The sequence below is a fragment of the Vibrio pelagius genome (assembly GCF_024347575.1).
In the GTDB taxonomy this organism is placed as follows: domain Bacteria; phylum Pseudomonadota; class Gammaproteobacteria; order Enterobacterales; family Vibrionaceae; genus Vibrio; species Vibrio pelagius.
In genome coordinates, this window is the sequence record NZ_AP025503.1 from 1 (window position 1) to 21,783 (window position 21,783).

Annotated in this window: 17 protein-coding genes and 1 riboswitch; of the genes, 9 read left to right on the forward strand and 8 right to left on the reverse strand. The window is 47.4% G+C overall.

Annotated features, from left to right (window positions below; genetic code table 11):
* The 5 genes from dnaA to vsple_RS00025 all read left to right on the forward strand — a co-directional run bounded on the left by dnaA (position 1) and on the right by vsple_RS00025 (position 7,034).
* Positions 1–1,419, forward strand: coding sequence for a chromosomal replication initiator protein DnaA (dnaA, locus tag vsple_RS00005; RefSeq protein WP_261882314.1), 1,419 nt, complete (start codon positions 1–3; stop codon positions 1,417–1,419).
* Positions 1,420–1,502: 83 nt separating this feature from the next.
* On the forward strand, positions 1,503–2,603 hold the full coding sequence (gene dnaN / locus vsple_RS00010; protein WP_261882315.1) for a DNA polymerase III subunit beta: 1,101 nt from the start codon (positions 1,503–1,505) through the stop codon (positions 2,601–2,603).
* A 37-nt stretch (positions 2,604–2,640) separates the two neighbouring features.
* Complete coding sequence (gene recF / locus vsple_RS00015; RefSeq protein WP_032548620.1) at positions 2,641–3,720, forward strand: DNA replication/repair protein RecF; 1,080 nt, start codon at positions 2,641–2,643, stop codon at positions 3,718–3,720.
* A 17-nt stretch (positions 3,721–3,737) separates the two neighbouring features.
* Positions 3,738–6,155, forward strand: a complete 2,418-nt coding sequence (gyrB, locus tag vsple_RS00020; RefSeq protein ID WP_261882316.1) for a DNA topoisomerase (ATP-hydrolyzing) subunit B — start codon at positions 3,738–3,740, stop codon at positions 6,153–6,155.
* A 444-nt stretch (positions 6,156–6,599) separates the two neighbouring features.
* Entirely contained in the window at positions 6,600–7,034 is a 435-nt protein-coding gene (locus vsple_RS00025) for an Hsp20 family protein (protein ID WP_120119637.1), read from the forward strand.
* A 127-nt stretch (positions 7,035–7,161) separates the two neighbouring features.
* Here vsple_RS00025 and vsple_RS00030 read toward each other — a convergent pair whose 3' ends face one another.
* From vsple_RS00030 to glyQ, 4 genes are all read right to left on the reverse strand, one after another.
* Positions 7,162–8,415, reverse strand: a complete 1,254-nt coding sequence (locus vsple_RS00030) for a valine--pyruvate transaminase (RefSeq protein ID WP_261882317.1) — start codon at positions 8,413–8,415, stop codon at positions 7,162–7,164.
* 191 nt (positions 8,416–8,606) lie between these two features.
* Entirely contained in the window at positions 8,607–10,694 is a 2,088-nt protein-coding gene (locus vsple_RS00035) for an alpha-amylase (RefSeq protein WP_261882318.1), read from the reverse strand.
* Positions 10,695–10,894: 200 nt separating this feature from the next.
* Positions 10,895–12,976 carry a glycine--tRNA ligase subunit beta gene (gene glyS, locus vsple_RS00040; protein ID WP_261882319.1) on the reverse strand — a complete coding sequence of 694 codons (2,082 nt, stop codon included), beginning with the start codon at positions 12,974–12,976 and terminating at the stop codon, positions 10,895–10,897.
* Between the two features lie 2 nt (positions 12,977–12,978).
* Positions 12,979–13,899 carry a glycine--tRNA ligase subunit alpha gene (glyQ, locus tag vsple_RS00045; RefSeq protein WP_032548614.1) on the reverse strand — a complete coding sequence of 307 codons (921 nt, stop codon included), beginning with the start codon at positions 13,897–13,899 and terminating at the stop codon, positions 12,979–12,981.
* A 209-nt stretch (positions 13,900–14,108) separates the two neighbouring features.
* A riboswitch (yybP-ykoY riboswitch) is annotated at positions 14,109–14,297 on the forward strand.
* A 38-nt stretch (positions 14,298–14,335) separates the two neighbouring features.
* Between glyQ and vsple_RS00050 the strand changes: the two genes are divergently transcribed.
* Together vsple_RS00050 and vsple_RS00055 are read left to right on the forward strand one after the other, a co-directional pair.
* Positions 14,336–14,890: a TMEM165/GDT1 family protein gene (locus vsple_RS00050; RefSeq protein WP_032548613.1), complete on the forward strand. Its 555-nt coding sequence runs from the start codon at positions 14,336–14,338 to the stop codon at positions 14,888–14,890.
* Between the two features lie 213 nt (positions 14,891–15,103).
* Entirely contained in the window at positions 15,104–15,361 is a 258-nt protein-coding gene (locus tag vsple_RS00055) for a hypothetical protein (RefSeq protein ID WP_084181750.1), read from the forward strand.
* A gap of 56 nt (positions 15,362–15,417) precedes the next feature.
* Here vsple_RS00055 and tusA read toward each other — a convergent pair whose 3' ends face one another.
* Positions 15,418–15,669: a sulfurtransferase TusA gene (gene tusA, locus vsple_RS00060; protein ID WP_032548612.1), complete on the reverse strand. Its 252-nt coding sequence runs from the start codon at positions 15,667–15,669 to the stop codon at positions 15,418–15,420.
* 148 nt (positions 15,670–15,817) lie between these two features.
* Here tusA and vsple_RS00065 point away from each other — a divergent pair, with 148 nt between their 5' ends.
* On the forward strand, positions 15,818–16,003 hold the full coding sequence (locus vsple_RS00065) for a hypothetical protein (protein WP_032548611.1): 186 nt from the start codon (positions 15,818–15,820) through the stop codon (positions 16,001–16,003).
* 172 nt (positions 16,004–16,175) lie between these two features.
* Positions 16,176–17,117, forward strand: coding sequence for a LysR family transcriptional regulator (locus tag vsple_RS00070; protein WP_150870603.1), 942 nt, complete (start codon positions 16,176–16,178; stop codon positions 17,115–17,117).
* A gap of 76 nt (positions 17,118–17,193) precedes the next feature.
* Here the strand turns inward: vsple_RS00070 and acuI are convergent, their stop codons facing one another.
* From acuI to fadB, 3 genes are all read right to left on the reverse strand, one after another.
* Complete coding sequence (gene acuI / locus vsple_RS00075) at positions 17,194–18,174, reverse strand: acrylyl-CoA reductase (NADPH) (RefSeq protein WP_261882320.1); 981 nt, start codon at positions 18,172–18,174, stop codon at positions 17,194–17,196.
* 231 nt (positions 18,175–18,405) lie between these two features.
* Positions 18,406–19,569, reverse strand: coding sequence for an acetyl-CoA C-acyltransferase FadA (gene fadA, locus vsple_RS00080; RefSeq protein WP_261882321.1), 1,164 nt, complete (start codon positions 19,567–19,569; stop codon positions 18,406–18,408).
* A 26-nt stretch (positions 19,570–19,595) separates the two neighbouring features.
* On the reverse strand, positions 19,596–21,767 hold the full coding sequence (gene fadB / locus vsple_RS00085) for a fatty acid oxidation complex subunit alpha FadB (RefSeq protein WP_261882322.1): 2,172 nt from the start codon (positions 21,765–21,767) through the stop codon (positions 19,596–19,598).
* Between the last annotated feature and the right edge of the window lie 16 nt (positions 21,768–21,783).

The following is a 21,783-nucleotide window of genomic DNA, read 5'->3' on the forward strand; positions in this document are numbered from 1 at the left end:
GTGTCATCTTCGCTTTGGTTGCAATGTTTGCAACAGCTTCAAGAAGAGCTACCAGCTACAGAATTCAGTATGTGGGTTCGTCCGTTACAAGCGGAGCTCAATGACAATACTCTTACTCTATTTGCACCGAACCGCTTCGTGTTGGATTGGGTGCGTGATAAGTACCTAAATAGCATTAACCGTCTACTGCAAGAGTATTGCGGTAACGATATCCCACATCTTCATTTTGAAGTGGGAAGTAAACCGGTATCGGCGCCTAAGCCTGCAGCCCCTAAGCCAACGCGCACAGCCGCTGATGTTGCAGCTGAATCTTCGGCTCCGGCACAACTGCAAGCTCGTAAACCTGTTCACAAGACATGGGATGATGAAGAGCCTGCAGCAGAGGTCGACCTTAACCACCGCTCAAACGTGAACCCTAAACACAAGTTCAACAACTTTGTTGAGGGTAAGTCTAACCAACTCGGTTTAGCTGCAGCACGCCAAGTTGCGGATAATCCAGGTGCTGCGTACAACCCACTATTTCTGTATGGCGGTACCGGCCTAGGTAAAACTCACCTATTGCACGCGGTAGGTAATGCGATTGTTGATGGTAAGCCGAACGCTAAAGTCGTCTACATGCACTCTGAGCGTTTTGTTCAGGATATGGTTAAAGCCCTGCAGAATAACGCAATTGAAGAGTTCAAACGTTACTACCGTAGTGTTGATGCACTGCTTATCGATGACATCCAATTCTTTGCTAATAAAGAGCGTTCACAGGAAGAATTTTTCCATACCTTTAATGCGCTACTGGAAGGCAATCAACAGATCATTCTAACTTCAGACCGCTATCCAAAAGAGATCAACGGGGTAGAAGATCGTCTTAAATCTCGATTTGGTTGGGGTCTAACGGTTGCGATTGAGCCGCCTGAACTAGAGACTCGCGTTGCGATCTTGATGAAGAAAGCCGAAGACCACCAGATTCACCTGGCTGATGAAGTGGCATTCTTTATCGCTAAGCGACTGCGCTCAAACGTTCGTGAGCTTGAAGGTGCATTGAACCGTGTCATTGCTAACGCAAACTTCACAGGTCGTCCAATCACCATCGATTTCGTGCGTGAAGCACTGCGTGACCTACTGGCACTGCAAGAGAAGCTGGTTACTATCGATAACATTCAGAAGACAGTGGCGGAGTACTACAAGATTAAAGTCGCGGACTTACTGTCTAAGCGTCGTTCTCGCTCGGTTGCGCGCCCACGTCAATTGGCGATGGCATTGGCAAAAGAGCTAACCAACCACAGCTTACCTGAGATTGGTGATGCATTTGGTGGTCGTGACCACACCACGGTTCTGCACGCGTGTCGTAAAATTGCTCAGCTTCGTGAAGAGAGCCACGACATTAAAGAAGACTATTCTAACCTGATCCGTACCCTTTCTTCTTAATACACAGTATTCTTAACCAGAGATAACAGAATATCGGCCGCTCGTTGGATAACGAGCCGCCCTTGATACCTTAAGAGTAAGCTATGAAATTTACCATTGAACGCAGTCACCTGATTAAGCCGTTACAACAAGTCTCTGGCGCACTGGGTGGTCGACCAACCCTACCAATCCTAGGTAACCTACTGATCAAGGTTGAAGATAACGTATTATCAATGACTGCCACCGATCTAGAAGTGGAATTGGTGAGTCGCGTGACACTAGAAGGTGAGTTTGAAGCGGGCAGCATCACGGTACCTTCTCGTAAATTCCTAGATATCTGTCGCGGTTTACCTGATAACTCGATGATCACAGTGGTTCTCGACGGCGATCGTGTTCAAGTACGCTCTGGCCGTAGCCGCTTCTCTTTAGCAACGCTACCGGCGGCTGATTTTCCAAATATCGAAGACTGGAGCAGCGAAGTTGAAGTGTCTGTGACACAAGCAGAACTGCGTGGTCTGATTGAGAAGACACAATTCTCAATGGCGAACCAAGACGTTCGTTACTACCTCAACGGTATGTTGTTTGAGATTGAAGGCTCAACACTGCGCAGCGTGGCAACCGATGGTCACCGTATGGCGGTATCTCAAGCTCAGCTTGGTGCTGATTTCGCACAGAAGCAGATCATTGTGCCTCGTAAGGGTGTTCAAGAGCTCGTTAAGCTATTAGATGCACCCGAGCAGCCGGTAACACTGCAAATCGGTAGCTCAAATGTGCGTGCAGAGGTGAACAACTATGTCTTCACTTCTAAGCTTGTTGACGGTCGTTTCCCAGATTATCGCCGCGTAATGCCGCAAAATACCACCAAAACGCTAGAAACTAGCTGTGATGAACTGCGCTCTGCTTTCTCTCGTGCTGCGATTCTATCGAATGAAAAATTCCGTGGCGTGCGTGTGAATCTTGCGGATAGCGAAATGCGCATTACGGCGAACAACCCAGAGCAAGAAGAAGCGGAAGAGATGCTAGACGTGAACTACGAAGGCGACGCGCTAGAGATCGGCTTCAACGTAAGCTACGTTCTGGATGTATTGAACACGCTACGCTGTGAACAGGTTCGTGTTTCGATGTCGGATGCCAACGCCAGTGCGCTGATTGAGAACGCACAAGATGACAGCGCGATGTACGTTGTTATGCCAATCCGTCTATAGAGATGGTACCGTCGTTAATGATTAATATGATGACGTTATGCCACTCTCTCGTCTGATCGTTAAGCAGTTTAGAAATATTGAAGCCTGTGACATTCAACCGTCATCAGGCTTTAACTTTCTTATAGGGGCGAACGGCAGCGGTAAAACCAGTGTCCTCGAAGCGATTTATCTGCTCGGACATGGCCGCTCTTTTAAGAGCTCCTTAACCGGTCGCATCATTCAAAATGAGTGCAGTGAGCTGTTTGTTCACGGCCGTTTTTTGACCTCGGATCAATTTGAGCTGCCTATTGGCATTAATAAGCAGCGCGATGGCACAACAGAGGTTAAAATAGGCGGTCAATCTGGACAAAAGCTGGCGCAATTAGCACAAGTCTTGCCTTTGCAGTTGATTCACCCAGAAGGGTTTGATTTACTGACGGATGGGCCGAAACATCGCCGCGCCTTTATTGACTGGGGCGTGTTTCACAGCGAATCTGGTTTTTACGATGCATGGGGGCGAGTGAAGCGTCTTAATAAGCAACGTAACGCGCTGCTCAAAACAGCCACCCACTATCGCGAGCTCAGCTACTGGGATCAGGAGCTGGCGCGATTGGCGGAAAACATCAGCCAGTGGCGAGCAACCTATGTTGAGCAGCTTAAACAGGTCGCAGAAGAGATTTGCGCCACCTTCTTGCCAGAGTTTGAGATAAAGATTAACTACTATCGTGGTTGGGACAAAGATACGCCCTATGCCGAGATACTAGAGAAGAACTTTGAAAGGGATCAGCAGCTTGGTTACACCTTTAGTGGACCAAATAAAGCGGATCTAAAGATAAAAGTGAACGGCACTCCAGTGGAAGATGTCTTGTCACGAGGTCAACTGAAGTTGATGGTGTGTGCACTGCGCGTGGCTCAAGGCCAGCACCTCACTCAGATGACAGGTAAGCAGTGCGTCTACTTGATAGATGACTTCGCTTCCGAATTAGATAGCCAACGCCGAGCACGCCTTGCGGAGTGTTTAAAGGCGACCCAGGCACAAGTTTTTGTAAGCTCTATTACCGCTGATCAGATTGCCGACATGCATGATGAAAATAGCAGGATGTTTCATGTGGAACATGGCAAAATAGAGCAAGGATAATTAGTCAGAGAGTAACTATGTCAGATAATTACGATTCATCGAGTATTAAGGTACTGAAGGGTCTGGATGCGGTACGTAAGCGTCCTGGAATGTACATTGGCGACACGGATGATGGTACCGGTCTGCACCACATGGTCTTCGAGGTGGTAGATAACTCTATTGATGAAGCACTTGCTGGTCACTGTAATGACATCATTGTTACTATTCATGACGATAACTCGGTTTCTGTTCGCGATGACGGCCGTGGTATCCCTACCGAAATGCACCCAGAAGAGCAGGTATCTGCAGCGGAAGTAATCATGACGGTTCTTCACGCGGGTGGTAAGTTCGATGACAACTCATACAAGGTATCGGGTGGTCTGCACGGTGTAGGTGTTTCTGTAGTAAACGCACTGTCGAAGCAGGTTACTCTTACTATCCACCGCGGTGGTCAAATCCATACTCAAACCTACCACCACGGTGAGCCTCAAGCGCCACTAGCTGTGATTGGTGAGACGGACAAAACGGGTACAGAGATCCGTTTCTGGCCAAGTGAAGAGACGTTTTCTAACACAGAATTCCACTACGACATTCTAGCGAAGCGTCTGCGTGAGCTTTCTTTCCTAAACTCAGGCGTATCGATCAAGCTGCGTGATGAGCGTGAAGAAGACAAAGGCGACCACTTCATGTTTGAAGGTGGTATCCAAGCGTTTGTTGAGCACCTAAACACCAACAAAACACCAATCATCCAGAAAATCTTCCACTTCGATAACGAGCGTGATGATGGCATCACTGTCGAAGTCGCGATGCAATGGAATGATGGTTACCAAGAGAACATCTACTGTTTCACTAACAACATTCCTCAACGCGATGGTGGTACTCACCTTGCAGGCTTCCGTGCAGCGCTAACGCGTACACTGAACAGCTTCATGGATAAAGAAGGCTTCTCTAAGAAAGCGAAGACAGCGACTTCAGGTGATGATGCACGTGAAGGTCTAACTGCGGTTATCTCGGTGAAAGTGCCAGATCCTAAGTTCTCAAGCCAAACCAAAGACAAGCTGGTTTCTTCTGAAGTGAAATCTGCGGTTGAGCAGGCGATGGGTGAGAAGCTGTCTGAGTTCCTAATTGAGAACCCAGCGGAAGCGAAAACGGTTTGTACTAAGATCATTGATGCAGCGCGTGCACGTGATGCAGCGCGTAAAGCTCGCGAAATGACTCGTCGTAAAGGCGCGTTAGACCTAGCAGGCCTACCAGGTAAACTGGCTGACTGTCAGGAAAAAGATCCAGCACTCTCTGAACTATACATAGTGGAGGGTGACTCGGCAGGCGGCTCCGCAAAACAAGGCCGTAACCGTAAGAACCAGGCTATCCTACCGCTGAAAGGTAAGATCTTGAACGTTGAAAAAGCGCGTTTCGATAAGATGCTATCTTCACAAGAAGTAGCAACGCTGATCACAGCACTTGGCTGTGGTATCGGTCGCGATGAGTACAACCCAGATAAACTGCGTTACCACAACATCATCATCATGACCGATGCCGACGTCGATGGTTCGCACATTCGTACGCTACTATTGACCTTCTTCTACCGTCAAATGCCTGAGCTTATCGAGCGCGGCTACGTGTACATCGCTCAGCCACCGCTTTACAAAGTGAAGAAAGGTAAGCAAGAGCAGTACATCAAAGACGAAGACGCAATGAACCAGTACCAAGTGGCATTGGCTCTTGATAACGCAGCGCTACACGTAAATGCCGATGCGCCAGCACTGGCAGGTGAATCGCTAGAGAAGCTGGTTCAACAGTACAACTCTGGCATTAAGCTGGTGGAGCGCATGAGCCGTCGTTACCCACACGCACTGATGCACGAAATGATCTACATGCCACGCCTAACGGCAGAGCAGTGTCATGACGAAGCAGCGGTTGAAGCGTGGGGCAAGCAGCTTATTGAGCAACTGAATGCGAAAGAAGTCGGTGCAAGCCAGTACTCACTAGAAGTTGAGAAACACGAAGAGCTAGGTCTAAGCCTGCCTAAAGTTGTTGTTCGTACACACGGTGTGACACACGAGCACGCATTGAGCGTTGAGCTGTTCAACTCGAAAGAGTACGACAAGCTAGCAAGCCTATCTGAGGCTCTAGATGGTCTAATCGAAGAGGGCGCATACATCAAACGTGGTGAGCGTACTCAAGAGGTGAGCAACTTTGTTGATGCATTGAACTGGTTAGTGAAAGAGTCTCGTCGTGGCCTAAGCCTGCAGCGATACAAAGGTCTAGGTGAGATGAACCCTGATCAGCTTTGGGAAACCACTATGGACCCAGAAACGCGTCGCATGATGCAAGTAACGATCGAAGATGCAGTCGGTGCAGACCAGCTGTTCACTACGCTAATGGGTGACCAAGTTGAGCCGCGTCGTAACTTCATCGAGGAAAACGCATTGAAGGTTGCTAACCTGGATGTGTAGATTGACCTAAAAAACAATCTGAAAATTTTAAAAGACTGCTAGAAATGGCAGTCTTTTTTATTGCCGATATTTTAATTATCTTTCAATAGGTTGGTTCGTCATCCTCAAGAGGGAGGAACGACCGAGTTGGGGATCTCTAGAAGCGCGTAGAAAATTTTTTAATCCGATCCCTTGAACCTATTTTGTTCAATCCATATATCTAGTTATGAAGAGGATGACTGTCTTGCTCAAGAGAGAAGAAACAGATCTTCTGGAACGCTGAATAGGTATCGCTCAGGAGAGGATAACCTTGAAGGCACATAATTGAACTGATTTATTACTACGTCCCAGCGTTATCAAAACCCGAGGAGTAGCGGATAAATCCCTTAGTCGGCAGCGATCGAACATACTATCGATCCGTGCAAACTCACGACTAAGACTATTGCTTACTAAAAGGATAGCATTATGAGAACTGTAGATTTCACTCCACTATACCGCAATGCAATTGGCTTCGATCGTCTATTTAACATGATGGAAGCGAACACATCGAAGAACTCTTCTGGCGGTTACCCTCCATACAATATCGAGCAAAAAGACGAGAACAACTACCGTATTACTATGGCAGTTGCAGGCTTTGCTGAAGAGCAGCTAGACCTAACTCAAAAAGATAACATGCTGATTGTAAAAGGTGAGCGTAAACCAGAAGCAGAAAAAACCTATGTGTACCAAGGTATCGCAGAGCGTGATTTCGAGCGTAAATTCCAACTGGCAGACTACGTAAAAGTCGTAGGTGCGAGCATGGAAAACGGTCTATTGCACATTGATCTAGAACGCGAAATCCCAGAAGCGATGCAACCACGTAAGATTGCTATTAATGGTAACAGCCTACTAGAAGGCTAATTACGATTAGCTTTTGAGAGCTAAAACTATCGGGAAATAAGAGTGAAAGAGCACCCAATGAGGTGCTCTTTTTGTTTATTCTTCTAACGTCATTCCATAGAGGGAGGAACGACCGAGTAGGGAATCTCTATTTGCTTTCGCTGTAAGCTTTCTCCACTTCCTCTGCAATGATTGCAATACCTTTCTGCATCATCTCATCGTCTTGTACGTAGTTCATACGCAGACATTGGTGAGCATGGTCCCATTCGTCTTCTTGACCAATGAAGAAATACTCACCTGGAACAATCAATACCCCGCGAGCTTTTAGACGCTTGTACAGCTCCATGGTTGTAATTGGCAGCTCATCAAACCATAGCCACAAGAACATCGCGCCCTCTGGTTTGTGAATACGGAAGCGCTCATCGGTGATCGCTTGTTGCAGTAGCTCGACAGCACGCAGAGATTTCTGACGGTAGAACGGCTTGATGGTGTTTTCACTCAACTCAAGCAGGTCGCCTTTCTCAATCATATGATGCGCCAGTGCAGGGCCGATGCTACCCGGCGCCAAGCTGATGATGCCATTCATATTGGTCATCGCTTGTGTGACTTCTTCACTCGCAATCACGATACCGCAACGTACACCTGGTAAACCAAGCTTAGACAGGCTCATGCATAGGATGGTGTTCTCGTTCCAGAACGGTTCTACATCCTCAAAGATGATGTTTGGAAACGGCAAGCCGTAAGCATTATCGATGATCAGTGGAATGTTGTTTTCGCGTGCTAGCTTATCGAGCTTACGAATTTCTTCATCTGTGAGTACGTTACCGGTTGGGTTGGTTGGACGTGAAGCACAGATAGCTGCTACTGACTCATCCACTTTGAGCTCTTCAAAGTCGACGTGGTACTTGAACATGCGATTATCAAGCATCTCAATTTCTGGGTGGTAAGAGACAAAAATGTCTTCATCAACGCCCGCATCTCCATAGCCGATGTATTCAGGCGCGAGCGGCAGTAGGATTTTCTTATGTGAGCCATCTGGCTGCTTACCTGCAAGCAGGTTGAACAGGTAGAAGAAGCCACTCTGGCTACCATTGGTTAGGCTGATGTTCTTTTCGCTGATATTCCAGCCATAGGTCTCTTTAAGTAGAGCGGCTAACGCTTTTACAAAAACATCTTTGCCCTGCGGTCCATCATAGTTGGCGAGGGCGTTGAGAAGGGCCCCACTGGCGAGGAGTTCCTCACTGGCTTGGTGAAAGTAGTCGAGCATGGCAGGAATGGCTGCTGGGTTACCACCACCGAGCATGATGGCACCTGGAGTGCGTAGGCCATCATTCAAATCATCCATTAACTGCGTAATACCTGAGTACTGATTAAACTTTTCACCAAATTGAGAGAATTGCATCGCTTGTGTTACCTAATTCATTATGTTCGTTTTAATAATTTGTGCACCAGATGTTGCTGGTGGTCGAGGGTAATTCTTGAACATACCGCAATGTGTCGGATGAGCAAAGCACGAATGTGGTATCAAACGAAAAAAAGCCAGCGAAATATGCTGGCTTTATCAACAATGGTCATGATTATACTGTTTGGTGCTTATTTAGCCCCTGTATAAACCACGAGCACTTTATCGTCTTTGTATTGGCGTTCGAAGGCGTAGTAGCCCTCTTGGTTACGAATGATGTGTTTACCCTGTGCAACCGATGGGTGGCGCTGACGGAACTGACCTAGTGCTTGCCAGTGCTTCAGTAGCTCGGCTCGCTCACCCTTGATTTGCTCCCAAGGCATATCTGAACGAGTGCCCTGCATTGGATCGGATCCCGTTGGTCCGAAGTCACGCGCAACTTCATCGCCGTAATAGATCTGTACTGCGCCTGGAGCCAGCATCAGCGCGTTCGCTGCTCGAGTCTGTTTCGCAAAATCGCTACCATGTTGTGTCCAGAACAGAGAGGTATCGTGTGATGATAGGTAACTCAGAACATTAAACTCACTATCGCCATTGATCTTCTCTGCGTAGCGAAGGTAATCCGCATCGAGGTCAGACAAACACTTGAGCGCCTTTGGGGCGATATCACTCTGGAACTCAAAGTTGATGATCGAATCAAAGCCGTTAGCGAAATAATCTGATTTCACGACACTGTGCGCCCAGACTTCACCGGTCATCCAAAACGGTAAATCATCCAATGCTTTGTCTGGGTGGTTCTGTTTCCATTCTGCGAGTGCTTGAGTGGTGCTCTCTTTTAGCTCTGCCCAGGCATCAAGTTCGACGTGTTTGGCGGTATCGACGCGGAAACCATCAACGCCATACTCTCTCACCCAGTCTGAAAGCCAAGTGATTAGGTGTTGGCGAGGTGTACGCTGCACATCTTCAGCGTTGGTCTCTTTGTTAGCGTAGAAATTAGGGTGCCCTGTCAGCTCTGTGGATTCGGTTTTTAGATCTGGCAGGTGCGCAAGTGACATAGTGATGTTGTTGTAGCCAGGTGAATCATAGGCGCCAATATCGCTGCGTAGCCATGCCTTACCCCACCATTTCTCCCACGCTTCTTGGTCACTGTAGGAGATGTAGTTATTGAAGTAGTGCCAGTTTTGTCCCTCTTTTGGCTGCCAGTCTGTCCAGTTTTTACCAAGCGTCTGCTGTGCTTCTTGGTCGCTGAGGTTGAGCTTACCGAAATCGAACTCCTGCATGTCGGCGAGGGTTGCGTATCCGGTGTGGTTCATCACCACATCCCAAATCACGCGGATACCTTTACTGTGAGCGGTGTCTATGAAGGTTCTAAGCTCGTCTTCGGTACCCATGTTGTCATCGAGCTTGGTCCAATCTTGGTGGTAGTAGCCATGGTAAGCGTAGTGCTTAAAGTCACCACGGTCGCCACCGCCAACCCAGCCATGAATTTGCTCTAGAGGGGATGTAATCCAGATAGCGTTAGCCCCGAGCGATTCGATGTAGTCGAGCTTCTCAGTTAAGCCTGCTAGGTCACCGCCGTGGAAGGTGCCAACTTCATCTTGGCCATCTTTGCTGCGCCCATAGCTGTTGTCATTGTCTGGGTTGCCATTATAAAAGCGGTCAGTCATGACGAAGTAAACTGTGGCATTATCCCAACTAAACGTCGATTGTTCTGCTGACTCAACCTCTTCAAGCAAAAGGAGCCCTTGGCTTGATTTGGCCGGTTTCATGCTGATCGTGCCGTTGGTCACTGTCGCTTGCTGGCCAGAGAGTGCGTCACGTAACAAGGTGCCATCTGCAAAGGTCTTAGTGACATCGACGGTGGTCGGTGAATCGCTTGGCACCGGACATGTGAAGCTCTGAACCTTCTTCTGTTTCGGTTTTACCTTAACTGTTAGCTCATTGGATTGTGGGTTGAGGGTAAATTGGTAGGTATTAGCCTTGAATACCTTGATATCTATTTGAGACTCTTCTGCGCAGTCGTCGACACGTAGAGGCTTGTTAAATTTCACTCGGCTCTCTTCTGCCAAGGCGTAGCTTGTGCCACAGGTTTGCGCGGCATCGCTAATAGAAAAGGTGTGTGTGCCTTTGCTGAGCTCATGCTCGACAATCAATGTCCCTTGTCCTGTTGAGTGAAAGGGCTGCGCCTGATCATCAATGGTCAACAGCAGTGGATTGTCGCTGGTTTGGCTGCATGCGCTGAGTGCAAGAATTGAGAGCGCGAGAGTGGTCTTCTTCATTGTATCCTTCCCCGAATAAGACTCTCGTTATATCAAAGGTTGGGATCTACATTCTGAGGACTAATACAATCGACTTATGGTTATTACCTCTACAAATAAATACCGAGTTCACAAAAACAAAAAGGGAAGCACGTGCTTCCCTTTGGGTATTTACCTTTCGTTGCTCAGAGCATCGCTTTGAACAGCTGTCTCACTCGTACTTATTTTTGCAGTAGAGAGATGTCAGCAATCTGTAGGAACAGGTTACGTAGGTTGTTCAATAGCGTTAGACGGTTCTTCTTAAGCGCTTCGTCATCAGCCATAACCATTACGTTGTCGAAGAACGCATCAACAGGCTCACGTAGAGCAGCTAGCTTGCTTAGGGCTTCTTGGTAGTTACCTGTCGCGAATGCTGGCTCTAGAGCTTCCGTCATTACTGCAACGTTTTCAGCCAGTGTTTTCTCTGCGTCTTCTTGTAGAAGTGCCAGATCGATATCTGCTGCTAGTTCACCATCGAATTTCGCAAGGATGTTACCTACACGTTTGTTCGCTGCTGCTAGAGCTTCTGCCGCTTCTAGTTCACGGAAGTGAGAAACCGCTTTAACACGTTGGTCAAAGTCAGTTGGCTTGGTTGGACGATTCGCTAGTACCGCTTGGATGATATCAACGCTGAAGCCAGCATCTTGGTACCATGCACGGAAACGACCTAGCATGAAGTCGATAACGTCTGCTTCTACGTTGTCGTTGGTTAGCTTGTCGCCTAGTAGTTCTTTCGCTTTTGCGATTAGATCTGTTAGGTCTAGGTTGTAGCCGTTTTCAACGATAATACGTAGCACACCTAGAGATGCACGACGAAGTGCGAATGGGTCAGAACCCTTAGGTGCTTGACCAATACCGAAGATACCAACAATCGTATCTAGCTTGTCAGCCATTGCGACAGCAGATGAGATACCAGTGCTTGGTAGGTCATCACCTGCGAAACGAGGCATGTACTGCTCGTAAAGTGCTAGTGCAACTTGCTCGTCTTCACCATCGTGAGTCGCGTAGTGCATGCCCATAACACCTTGAGTATCCGTGAATTCGAATACCATAGAGGTCATTAGGTCACATTTCGCTAGTAGACCTGCGCGCTTAGATTTCTCAACGTCAGCATCGATCTGCTCAGCGATGTAGCTAGCAAGCTCTGTGATGCGGTCTGTTTTGTCTTTGATAGTACCAAGCTGCTTCTGGAAGATAGCTTGCTCTAGCTCAGGTAGGCGGTCGATAAGAGGACGCTTACGGTCAGTGTTAAAGAAGAATTCTGCATCCGCTAGACGTGGACGTACAACCTTCTCGTTACCTTCGATAACGTGGCGAGGCTCTTTAGATTCGATGTTTGAAACGAAGATGAAGTTAGGTAGTAGCTTTTTGTTGTCATCGCCTTTCTCATGTGAATAGACAGGGAAGTACTTTTGGTCACCCTTCATGGTGTAAACTAATGCTTCAGAAGGTACTTTTAGGAACTCTTCTTCAAACTTCGCTGTTAGTACTACTGGCCACTCAACCAGAGACGTTACTTCTTCTACTAGGTCATCTTCTAGATCAGCTGTACCACCAACCGCTGCTGCTGCTTTTTGCGAATCAGCAAGGATAATCGCTTTACGCGCTTCGTAATCTGCCATTACTTTACCGCGCTCTTCTAGGATCGCTGGGTATTGCTCTGCAGAATCGATAGTAAACTCTTGCTCACCCATGAAGCGGTGACCACGGATAGTGCGGTCAGATGCTACGCCTAGGATCTCGCCTTCGATAAGGTCAGAACCCATCAGCATAGTTAGTGTTTTAACTGGACGAATGAACTGAGTTGTCTTGTTGCCCCAACGCATTGGCTTAGCGATTGGTAGGTTACCTAGTGCTTTTGCTGCTAGGTCAACAACGATTTCAGACGTTGCTTGGCCTTTTACTTCTTGTTTGAAAAGAAGCCATTCGCCTTTGTCTGTTACTAGACGGTCAGCTTGTTCAACCGTGATGCCGTTACCACGAGCCCAGCCTTGAGCTGCTTTAGTTGCGTTGCCGTCAGCATCGAATGCTACAGAAACTGCAGGGCCACGTTTTTCAACGACTTTGTCTTCTTGGCCTTCAGCCAGTGCTGCGACTTTAAGAGCAAGACGACGAGGTGCTGCGTACCATTTCACGCCTTCGTGAGCCAGGCTCGCGCCCTTTAGCTCTGCTTCGAAGTTTGCTGCGAACGCTTCTGCTAGAGTACGAAGCTGTGTTGGTGGTAGCTCTTCAGTACCCAGTTCAATTAGAAATTCTTTAGCCATGATTACTTCTCCTCGTCCTTCTTGCACATTGGGAAGCCAAGCGCTTCACGCGATGCGTAGTATGCTTCTGCAACTGATTTAGTCAGGTTGCGGATACGAAGGATGTAACGTTGGCGCTCTGTTACAGAGATAGCTTTACGCGCATCAAGGATGTTGAATGCGTGGCCAGCTTTTAGAATGCGCTCGTAAGCTGGAAGCGGAAGTGGCTTCTCAAGCTCAAGTAGCTCTTTACACTCTTTCTCACACTGATCAAAGAACGTGAATAGGAAATCTACGTCTGCGTGCTCGAAGTTGTAAGTTGATTGCTCAACTTCATTCTGGTGGAAGATGTCACCGTAAGTCACTTTGCTGCCGTCTGGTGCGATGTTCCACACTAGGTCGTAAACAGAGTCTACTTCTTGGATGTACATAGCTAGACGTTCGATACCGTAAGTGATCTCACCAGTAACCGGCTTACACTCAAGGCCACCAACTTGCTGGAAGTAAGTAAACTGAGTGACTTCCATACCGTTTAGCCATACTTCCCAACCAAGACCCCATGCGCCTAGCGTTGGGTTTTCCCAGTTGTCTTCTACGAAACGAATGTCGTGTACTAGCGGGTCGATACCAAGAACTTCAAGTGAGCCTAGGTACAACTCCTGAATGTTGTCTGGAGATGGTTTTAGAGCTACTTGGAACTGATAGTAGTGCTGCAGACGGTTCGGGTTTTCACCGTAGCGACCATCGGTCGGACGACGTGAAGGTTGAACGTATGCCGTAGACATTGGCTCTGGGCCAAGTGCACGTAGACATGTCATTGGGTGAGAGGTGCCAGCACCTACTTCCATATCTAGAGGTTGAACAATGGTACAACCGTTTTGTGCCCAGTAATCCTGCAGCGCGAGGATCATTCCCTGGAAGGTTTTGATATCGAATTTTTGCATAGTCAGGTTCGCGCGATTCTTATAAATGATTTGAAAAATAACAATCAAGTATACCCAGATATTTGCCCAGCGAGTAGCGTTAATCTTGTTTAATTAATAGCCTTAAATCCCTTTTAATGGATTTTTTACCCTTTAATCTTCTTTTTTCGACTTAACGGGAATTTTTAGTCACTTTTCAGCTTGTTTTAGAGGAGGGGGCTCGCTAAAATCACGCCGTCTTTGGGGAGTAGCTTACCTATTTATCAGCACTGGGATAATAGGTTCGTTCGTCAACATAATTGATGCAAAATCATCATGGCGTTCGAGACGACAATCGACCACAACAACACATAAGTCGACTTCGTTTAGCAAGACCTTAGACAAACATCGTGAACCGGGGTGGGGCGCGAGGTTTGTCTACGGTTAAAATAATAATCCCGCCCCAAATGAGCATGTCGTGAGCGTTTTAGCAATTTCAATTACAACTGTCGCCTTGGCCGAGATCGGTGATAAGACACAGTTACTCTCTCTTCTATTAGCCAGCCGTTATCGCAAGCCGATACCGATTATTGCTGCAATCTTCTTTGCCACTATTGCCAATCATGCCCTGGCGGCTTGGTTAGGTGTTGTTGTATCCGATTACTTATCGCCAGAAGTCCTCAAATGGGTTGTGGTGGTGAGCTTTTTGGCGATGGCGGGTTGGATTCTGATCCCAGATAAACTTGACGACGATGAGGAGATCTCTAGCCGTGGTCCGTTTGTCGCAAGCTTTATTGCGTTCTTCATTGCTGAAATTGGTGATAAGACTCAGATAGCCACTTCTATCCTAGGGGCTCAGTATGCCGATGCGCTGCTGTGGGTTATCTTGGGCACCACGATTGGTATGTTATTAGCCAACGTGCCTGTAGTGGTGATCGGCAAATTGTCAGCCGATAAGATGCCACTGGCGTTGATTCGCAAGATCACCGCTCTGCTGTTTGTTGGCTTAGCTATCGCAGCCGCAATCTATTGATGATTTTTCGGCGATAGGTCCCCTGTTTTGCTGGAGAATCTATCGCCATATCTATCAATCTATAATTATAAGCGTGCCAATTTTTGCGCTGCGATCTGCATTCTGTGTTGCAGTTCAAACTCTAACAGAGAGGTGGTGTGAGTACCGCCGACTGACATATCACTGTCACAATTGTCATGATATTTTAATGTTGTGAGTTGAGAACACGAGGGCATGATTATGTTGACGCGTTATATGGGAATCACTCCACAAAGCCAAAGCTACCTGTTTACTTTTGGCTTGGCATTAACTCTATTGGGGATGGTATTAACTGACATGTGGTTGCCGATGGTGGCAGGTGCGATGATCATGACCGGACTCGCCGTTGAGGCTTGGATTCGAGTCGCCCATATTATCCCTATGCGTAAAGAACTACGCTCAATTCAACACCAACTCGACAATCTGCAGCAACGCAGTCGAGATAGCGAATAACAAAAAGCCGCTCATTTTCAATTGAGCGGCTTTTTTACTTCTGAATCAAGCCGTTGCTAGGCTTCTAGGCCTTTCTTGATTAAGTACTGGTATGGCACAGAATCCGTATTCTGTCCTACAAGTTGATGATCCATAAATCGACAGAAACTTGGGATGTCGCGTGTGGTTGATGGATCGTCTGCCGTTACCAGTAATACATCGCCATCCTGCATGTTTCGAATTGTCTTCCTGACCATCATTACCGGTTCTGGGCAGCGTAGCCCTTGTGCTTCTAAAGTGTGTGTGGCCAGCTCAGGATTGAATGTCATGATAGGTGTCTCTTTCTGTATAACGAGGGGAATAATACGTCTGCAGAAAAAATATGCAATAAGTGCTTGGCAAACAGAATTATTTACTATAAATTATTTAACAAGTTGGTAACAACTTAAACAAATGACAACTAGCTAAGGAGTGGCGATGTTGACAGCACTTGATAGATTAACCATATATTCGGTTCTCTGCTTTATCTCTTTTTGCGCGTTAGTGTTACGCACACCAGCAGAGGCCTCGTTAATGCCAATCTTTGGCATAGCAGCAACAATTATTGGTATTTGGGTTGAAATGCGACGCTGGCGTGGCTTGCCAGAAGAGCAGGAACATTAAATCGTAAGATATTTAACCTAAGTACAAAACGTTTTTCCGATACGACACATTCCGACACTATCCCCAAATTTTCTTGGGCTTCCCCGCGTAATTGCGGGATTTTTTTTATCTAAAGCATGCTATAAACATTAATCATCAAAATTGATTGTTAACAAGCTCATTAGGTAAGCGTGTGGAACTAGAAGACATCTATCGTCGAGATTTAAATCTGTTGGTTGCTCTTAAGGTGTTGATCGAAGAGGGTAGCGTGAGCCAAGCCGCTTTGCGTTTGAATCTCAGCCAGTCTGCGACCAGCCGTGTGTTGGGGCGACTTCGCGAACTCCTTAACGATCCCCTCTTCACTCGTCAGGGGCAGCGTCTACTGCCGACCAAGAGAGCGCTCGAAATCAGCCAGCGCATTGATCAGCCGCTAGAGTCATTTCGTCAGCTGTTAAGCCCGAGTGACTTTGACCCATACTACTGCACGGAACGTTTCCTGATCGCGACCACGGATTACGCGATGCAAACTATCCTTCCGTATGCGCTGCCTAAGATTTATGAGCAAGCACCAAACATCTCGTTAGAGTTCGCACCGCTTCAGCATGAGAATCTATTTAAACAGTTGAGTACTGAGCGGGTTGATATGGCGATATGCCGACCAACAGGCCCAGTTGCACCATTGCATCAGCAAGTACTAGGGCCAGTTGGGGTATCGTGCCTACTCTCTAAAAACCACCCTCTGGCTGATAGCGCGTTAAGCCTCAATGACTATGTATCACTGCCTCATGCGATGATTGCTATCAGTGATGGTGTAAAAGCCTTGCTTGATAATGCATTAGCCAATCAACCTCCAAGAAGGATGGTGCTGCGGGCCTATCATTTAGAGGCGGCTTTAGCGATCGTCGATAGAATGCCTCTTGTGATTACTGTACCTGCCGACCTCGCGTATTTAGTGGCAGAGCGCTACGACCTCGTTGTTAAGCCACTACCATTCGAGTTTATGCCGTTTGATTATTCACTGATTTGGCATTCACGTTGTGATTCGTCAGCTTCTCAGCAATGGTTGAGACGAGTGGTGAAAGAGGAGTGTGGCGAGTTGATTCAGAAGCGGATTGCTGATGTTGGGCTAGGTTAACGGAATGAAAAAGGGCTGAGTAAACTCAGCCCTTTGTATTTTTTTCTTGAAGCTCTATAGCTTCGAGTGTTTAAAGCTATAGCTTGATGACAACACGACCAGTGATTTGACCGTTAGTAATGTCTTCAGCAGCTTGGATCGCATCATCCAGTGCCACTTCTTTAGTTGCTTGTTGGTAGAACGACTCTGGAAGTAGTTCAGCTAACTGTTCCCATGCTTTGATGCGTTTCTCACGTGGACACATTACTGAATCTACACCCTGTAGACGCACGTTACGTAGGATGAATGGCATTACCGTTGTTGGTAGATCGAAGCCACCCGCTAGGCCACATGCCGCGACAACGCCGTTGTAATCGATCTGTGCCAGTACTTTTGCTAGAACTTTGCTGCCTACCGTATCGATAGCACCAGCCCACAGCTGTTTCTCTAGTGGTTTTGCTGGCTCTTCTAGTTCTGCACGCTCAACAATGCGCGATGCGCCTAGAGATTTAAGTAGCTCACCGTTCTCAGATGCACGGCCTGTTACTGCTGCTACTTTGTAGCCTAGTTGGTTAAGTAGAGTGATAGACACACTGCCCACACCACCGCTTGAACCTGTTACTAGAATCTCGCCGTCTTCTGGTTTAACACCTGCATCAACGATAGCTTGAACACATAACATTGCGGTGAAGCCTGCAGTACCAATCGCCATCACTTTTTTAGCGTCTAGGCCTTTTGGCATTGGTACCAGCCAGTCACCGTTTAGGCTCGCTTTTTCAGCCATGCCACCCCAGTGACCTTCACCAACACCCCAACCAGTTAGTACCACTTCGTCGCCCGCTTTGTAACGAGGGTCGTCTGATTGAGAAACCACACCTGAAAGGTCGATACCCGGTACCATAGGGAAGTTACGAATAATGCGCCCTTTACCAGTGATCGCTAGACCATCTTTGTAGTTTAAAGATGAGTAATTCACATCAATCTTAACGTTGCCTTCTGGAAGTTGTGACTCGTCGATTTGAGAAACGCTAGCAATCGTTTTTTTGTCTTCTTGGTTTAGTACAAGTGCTTTAAACATGGTGCTCTCCACTGGAGGAATATTAGGAAACTGAGATAACTGTAGTTGAATAATTGAAGAAAAAATAATGAAACGTCAACATTGAATCTATGCATCACATGCATAGTTCCAGTTTTGTGATATCGGTAAGTCGGCAGATAAAAAAATGCAGCCCTAGAGACTAAGGCTGCATTTTTATCGTTACCCTACTAACGACAATTAATTGGTCTCTTAACTTAGAGTTACTCTAGATTAAGGGCGTTCAAATACCGTTGCGATACCTTGGCCCAAACCAATACACATGGTTGCTAGGCCGTACTTCACGTCCTTCGCTTCCATTAGGTTAATCAAGGTGGTTGAGATACGCGAACCTGAACAACCCAGCGGGTGACCAAGTGCGATTGCACCACCATTGAGGTTTACTTTCTCGTCGACCACATCCAGAAGACCTAGGTCTTTAGCACATGGCAGAGATTGCGCTGCAAAGGCTTCGTTAAGCTCAATGACGCCCATATCTTCAATCGATAGACCTGCACGCTTCAGTGCTTTCTTAGTCGCTGGAACAGGACCGTAGCCCATGATTGATGGGTCACAGCCTGCAATTGCCATTGACTTAACACGAGCACGAATCGTCAAACCAAGCTCGTTAGCTTTCTCTTCGCTCATGATCAGCATCGCAGATGCACCATCTGACAGCGCTGATGATGTACCAGCGGTTACGGTACCGTTAGCTGGATCGAATACTGGGCGAAGCTGAGATAGGCCTTCAACTGTGGTCTCTGGGCGAATCACTTCATCATGATCGAGTGTGAACAGTGAACCGTCTGCCGCGTGACCTTCAGTTGGTAAGATCTCGTTTTTAAAACGACCTTCAATCGTTGCAGCATGTGCACGAGCGTGAGAGCGGGCAGCGAAAGCATCTTGGTCTTCACGACTGATGCCGTGCAGCTTACCAAGCATTTCTGCCGTCAGACCCATCATGCCCGCAGCTTTCGCTACGTTCTTTGACATGCCTGGGTGGAAGTCCACACCATGCGTCATAGGAACATGACCCATATGCTCAACACCACCAATCAGACAGATATCGGCATCGCCAACCATAATTGAGCGTGCTGCATCATGCAGAGCTTGCATAGATGAACCACATAATCGGTTAACAGTTACAGCACCAATTTCAATCGGTAGACCAGCAAGTAGCGCAGCATTACGTGCCACGTTAAAGCCCTGCTCAAGTGTCTGTTGGACACAGCCCCAGTAGATATCTTCAATCTCACTCGGGTTAACTTGCGGGTTACGCTCAAGAATGCCTTTCATCAGGTGTGCAGAAAGATCTTCTGCACGTGTATGACGGAAAGCGCCACCTTTGGAACGGCCCATTGGGGTGCGAAGGCAATCAACAACAACTACGTTCTTCATTTTGTAATTCCTTTTCCAAATGTGGGTTATAGAGAGCTAGCTTGTTGAGCGTCGTAAAAGCTTTCGCCTTTCTCTGCCATATCAAGCAACAGTTGAGGTACTTTGTACATTGCGCCAAGGTCTTGGTAGCCTTTCGCTGTCTCAACAAAGTTCGCGATGCCCACACTGTCTAGGTAACGGAAAACGCCGCCTCTGAATGGAGGGAAGCCAAGTCCGTAAACCAGAGCCATGTCTGCTTCTTGTGGTGAGGCAATAATGCCTTCTTCAAGACAAAGTACCACTTCGTTGATCATTGGAATCATCACACGCTGGATAATGGTCTCTTCATCAAATTCCTGTGGTGCTTGGCATACGTCTGCCAAGATAGGAAGGATATCTTCAGAGAAAGCTTTCTTCGGACGACCACGTTTGTCGACGCTGTAGCTGTAGAAGCCGCTACCATTTTTCTGCCCAAACTTGTTCGCTTCAAATAGCGCGTCGATCGCGTCACGGCCTTCTTTACCCATTCGCTCTGGGAAGCCTTGTGCCATCACATCTTGAGCGTGATGCGCAGTATCAAGACCAACCACATCCAGTAGGTAAGCAGGACCCATAGGCCAACCAAACTTACGTTCCATGATTTTGTCGATCTTGGTGAAGTCAGCACCGTCGCGAAGCAACATGCTAAAGCCGCCAAAGTATGGGAAAAGAACACGGTTAACGAAGAAGCCTGGGCAATCGTTAACGACAATTGGTGATTTACCCATTTTCGCCGCGTAAGCGACAACGCGATTGATGGTTTCATCTGAAGTGTGCTCACCACGGATGATCTCTACTAGCGGCATGCGGTGCACTGGGTTGAAGAAGTGCATACCACAGAAGTTTTCTGGGCGTTGTAACGATTTTGCTAGTAGATTGATTGGAATCGTCGACGTGTTAGAAGTAATCACGGTATCAGGACTAACCTGCTGTTCTACTTCACTCAACACGGCTGCTTTAATTTTCGGGTTTTCTACTACCGCTTCAACAATCACATCTGATTGCTCGATACCTGCGTAGTGAAGGCTAGGAGTAATAGAAGAGAGAATGCCCGCCATCTTGAAGCCATCGATGCGGCCACGAGATAGACGTTTATTAAGAAGCTTAGATGCTTCGTTCATGCCTAGATCTAGCGATGCTTGAGCAATATCCTTCATCATCACTGGCACGCCTTTCAGCGCAGATTGGTAAGCAATACCACCACCCATGATACCTGCACCTAATACAGCAGCACGCTCTGTGGCTTTATTCGCTGACTTGCCCGCTTTTTTCGCGATGCCTTTGATGTATTGGTCGTTAAGGAATAGACCAACCAGTGCTTTTGCTTCTTCAGACTTCGCCAGTTTAATGAAATGTTTACGCTCGATATCCAGTGCAGCATCACGATCGCAACGAGCCGCTTCTTCAATCGCGATAACTGATGTGATCGGTGCTGGGTAGTGAGGACCTGCTTTCTGAGCTACTAGGCCTTTCGCCATCGTAAAGCTCATCATCGCTTCTAGCTTGCTGAGTGATAACGCAGAGGTTTTCTGTTTGCGGCGAGCAACCCAGTCTAACTTCTCGCTCGCTGCCAGAGATACTGTATTAATTGCCGATTCGAGTAGTTGGTCGGTTTCAACAATCGCATCTAACAACCCAACTTTCAGTGCTTCATCTGCTCGGCATGCTTTGCCCTGCGTGATGATTTCCATTGCGCTGTCAGCACCAATAACACGTGGCAGACGTACACAACCACCAAAGCCAGGCATGATACCTAATTTGGTTTCTGGTAAGCCGATGCTGGTGGTCTTGTCACCAATACGGAAGTCAGTGGCTAGTACGCACTCACAACCGCCGCCAAGTGCATGGCCGCGCATCATTGAAAGGGTAGGAACAGGTAGGTCTTCTAGCTTGCTAAAAATAGAGTTCGCAAAAATCAGCCACTCTTCTAGTTCCGCTTCTGGTTTCGCGAATAGGCCCAAAAACTCCGTGATGTCTGCACCTACGATGAAGGCATCTTTGTTTGAAGTTAAGATCAAGCCGCGCAGTCCAGCGTGGTCATTTAAAGCATCAAGTGCTTTGTCGAGTGATTCTAATGTAGCAAGGTCGAGCTTATTTACAGAGGCTGGAGCACAAAAGCTAAGTTCGGCTATACCATCTTGTAATTCCTTTACCTGTAGGGTGTTAGCTTGGTAAATCATTGTCTATCTCCATGAC

Bases quoted from the DNA above. Each gene is read 5' to 3' on its own strand.
- vsple_RS00025 (WP_120119637.1), top strand. From the start codon at position 6,600: ATGAGAACTGTAGATTTCACTCCACTATACCGCAATGCAATTGGCTTC.
- acuI (WP_261882320.1), bottom strand. From the start codon at position 18,174: ATGTTTAAAGCACTTGTACTAAACCAAGAAGACAAAAAAACGATTGCT.
- vsple_RS00035 (WP_261882318.1), bottom strand. From the start codon at position 10,694: ATGAAGAAGACCACTCTCGCGCTCTCAATTCTTGCACTCAGCGCATGC.
- glyQ (WP_032548614.1), bottom strand. From the start codon at position 13,899: ATGCAAAAATTCGATATCAAAACCTTCCAGGGAATGATCCTCGCGCTG.
- tusA (WP_032548612.1), bottom strand. From the start codon at position 15,669: ATGACATTCAATCCTGAGCTGGCCACACACACTTTAGAAGCACAAGGG.
- recF (WP_032548620.1), top strand. From the start codon at position 2,641: ATGCCACTCTCTCGTCTGATCGTTAAGCAGTTTAGAAATATTGAAGCC.
- vsple_RS00055 (WP_084181750.1), top strand. From the start codon at position 15,104: ATGATTATGTTGACGCGTTATATGGGAATCACTCCACAAAGCCAAAGC.
- gyrB (WP_261882316.1), top strand. From the start codon at position 3,738: ATGTCAGATAATTACGATTCATCGAGTATTAAGGTACTGAAGGGTCTG.
- vsple_RS00030 (WP_261882317.1), bottom strand. From the start codon at position 8,415: ATGCAATTCTCTCAATTTGGTGAAAAGTTTAATCAGTACTCAGGTATT.
- glyS (WP_261882319.1), bottom strand. From the start codon at position 12,976: ATGGCTAAAGAATTTCTAATTGAACTGGGTACTGAAGAGCTACCACCA.
- fadA (WP_261882321.1), bottom strand. From the start codon at position 19,569: ATGAAGAACGTAGTTGTTGTTGATTGCCTTCGCACCCCAATGGGCCGT.
- vsple_RS00065 (WP_032548611.1), top strand. From the start codon at position 15,818: ATGTTGACAGCACTTGATAGATTAACCATATATTCGGTTCTCTGCTTT.
- dnaN (WP_261882315.1), top strand. From the start codon at position 1,503: ATGAAATTTACCATTGAACGCAGTCACCTGATTAAGCCGTTACAACAA.
- fadB (WP_261882322.1), bottom strand. From the start codon at position 21,767: ATGATTTACCAAGCTAACACCCTACAGGTAAAGGAATTACAAGATGGT.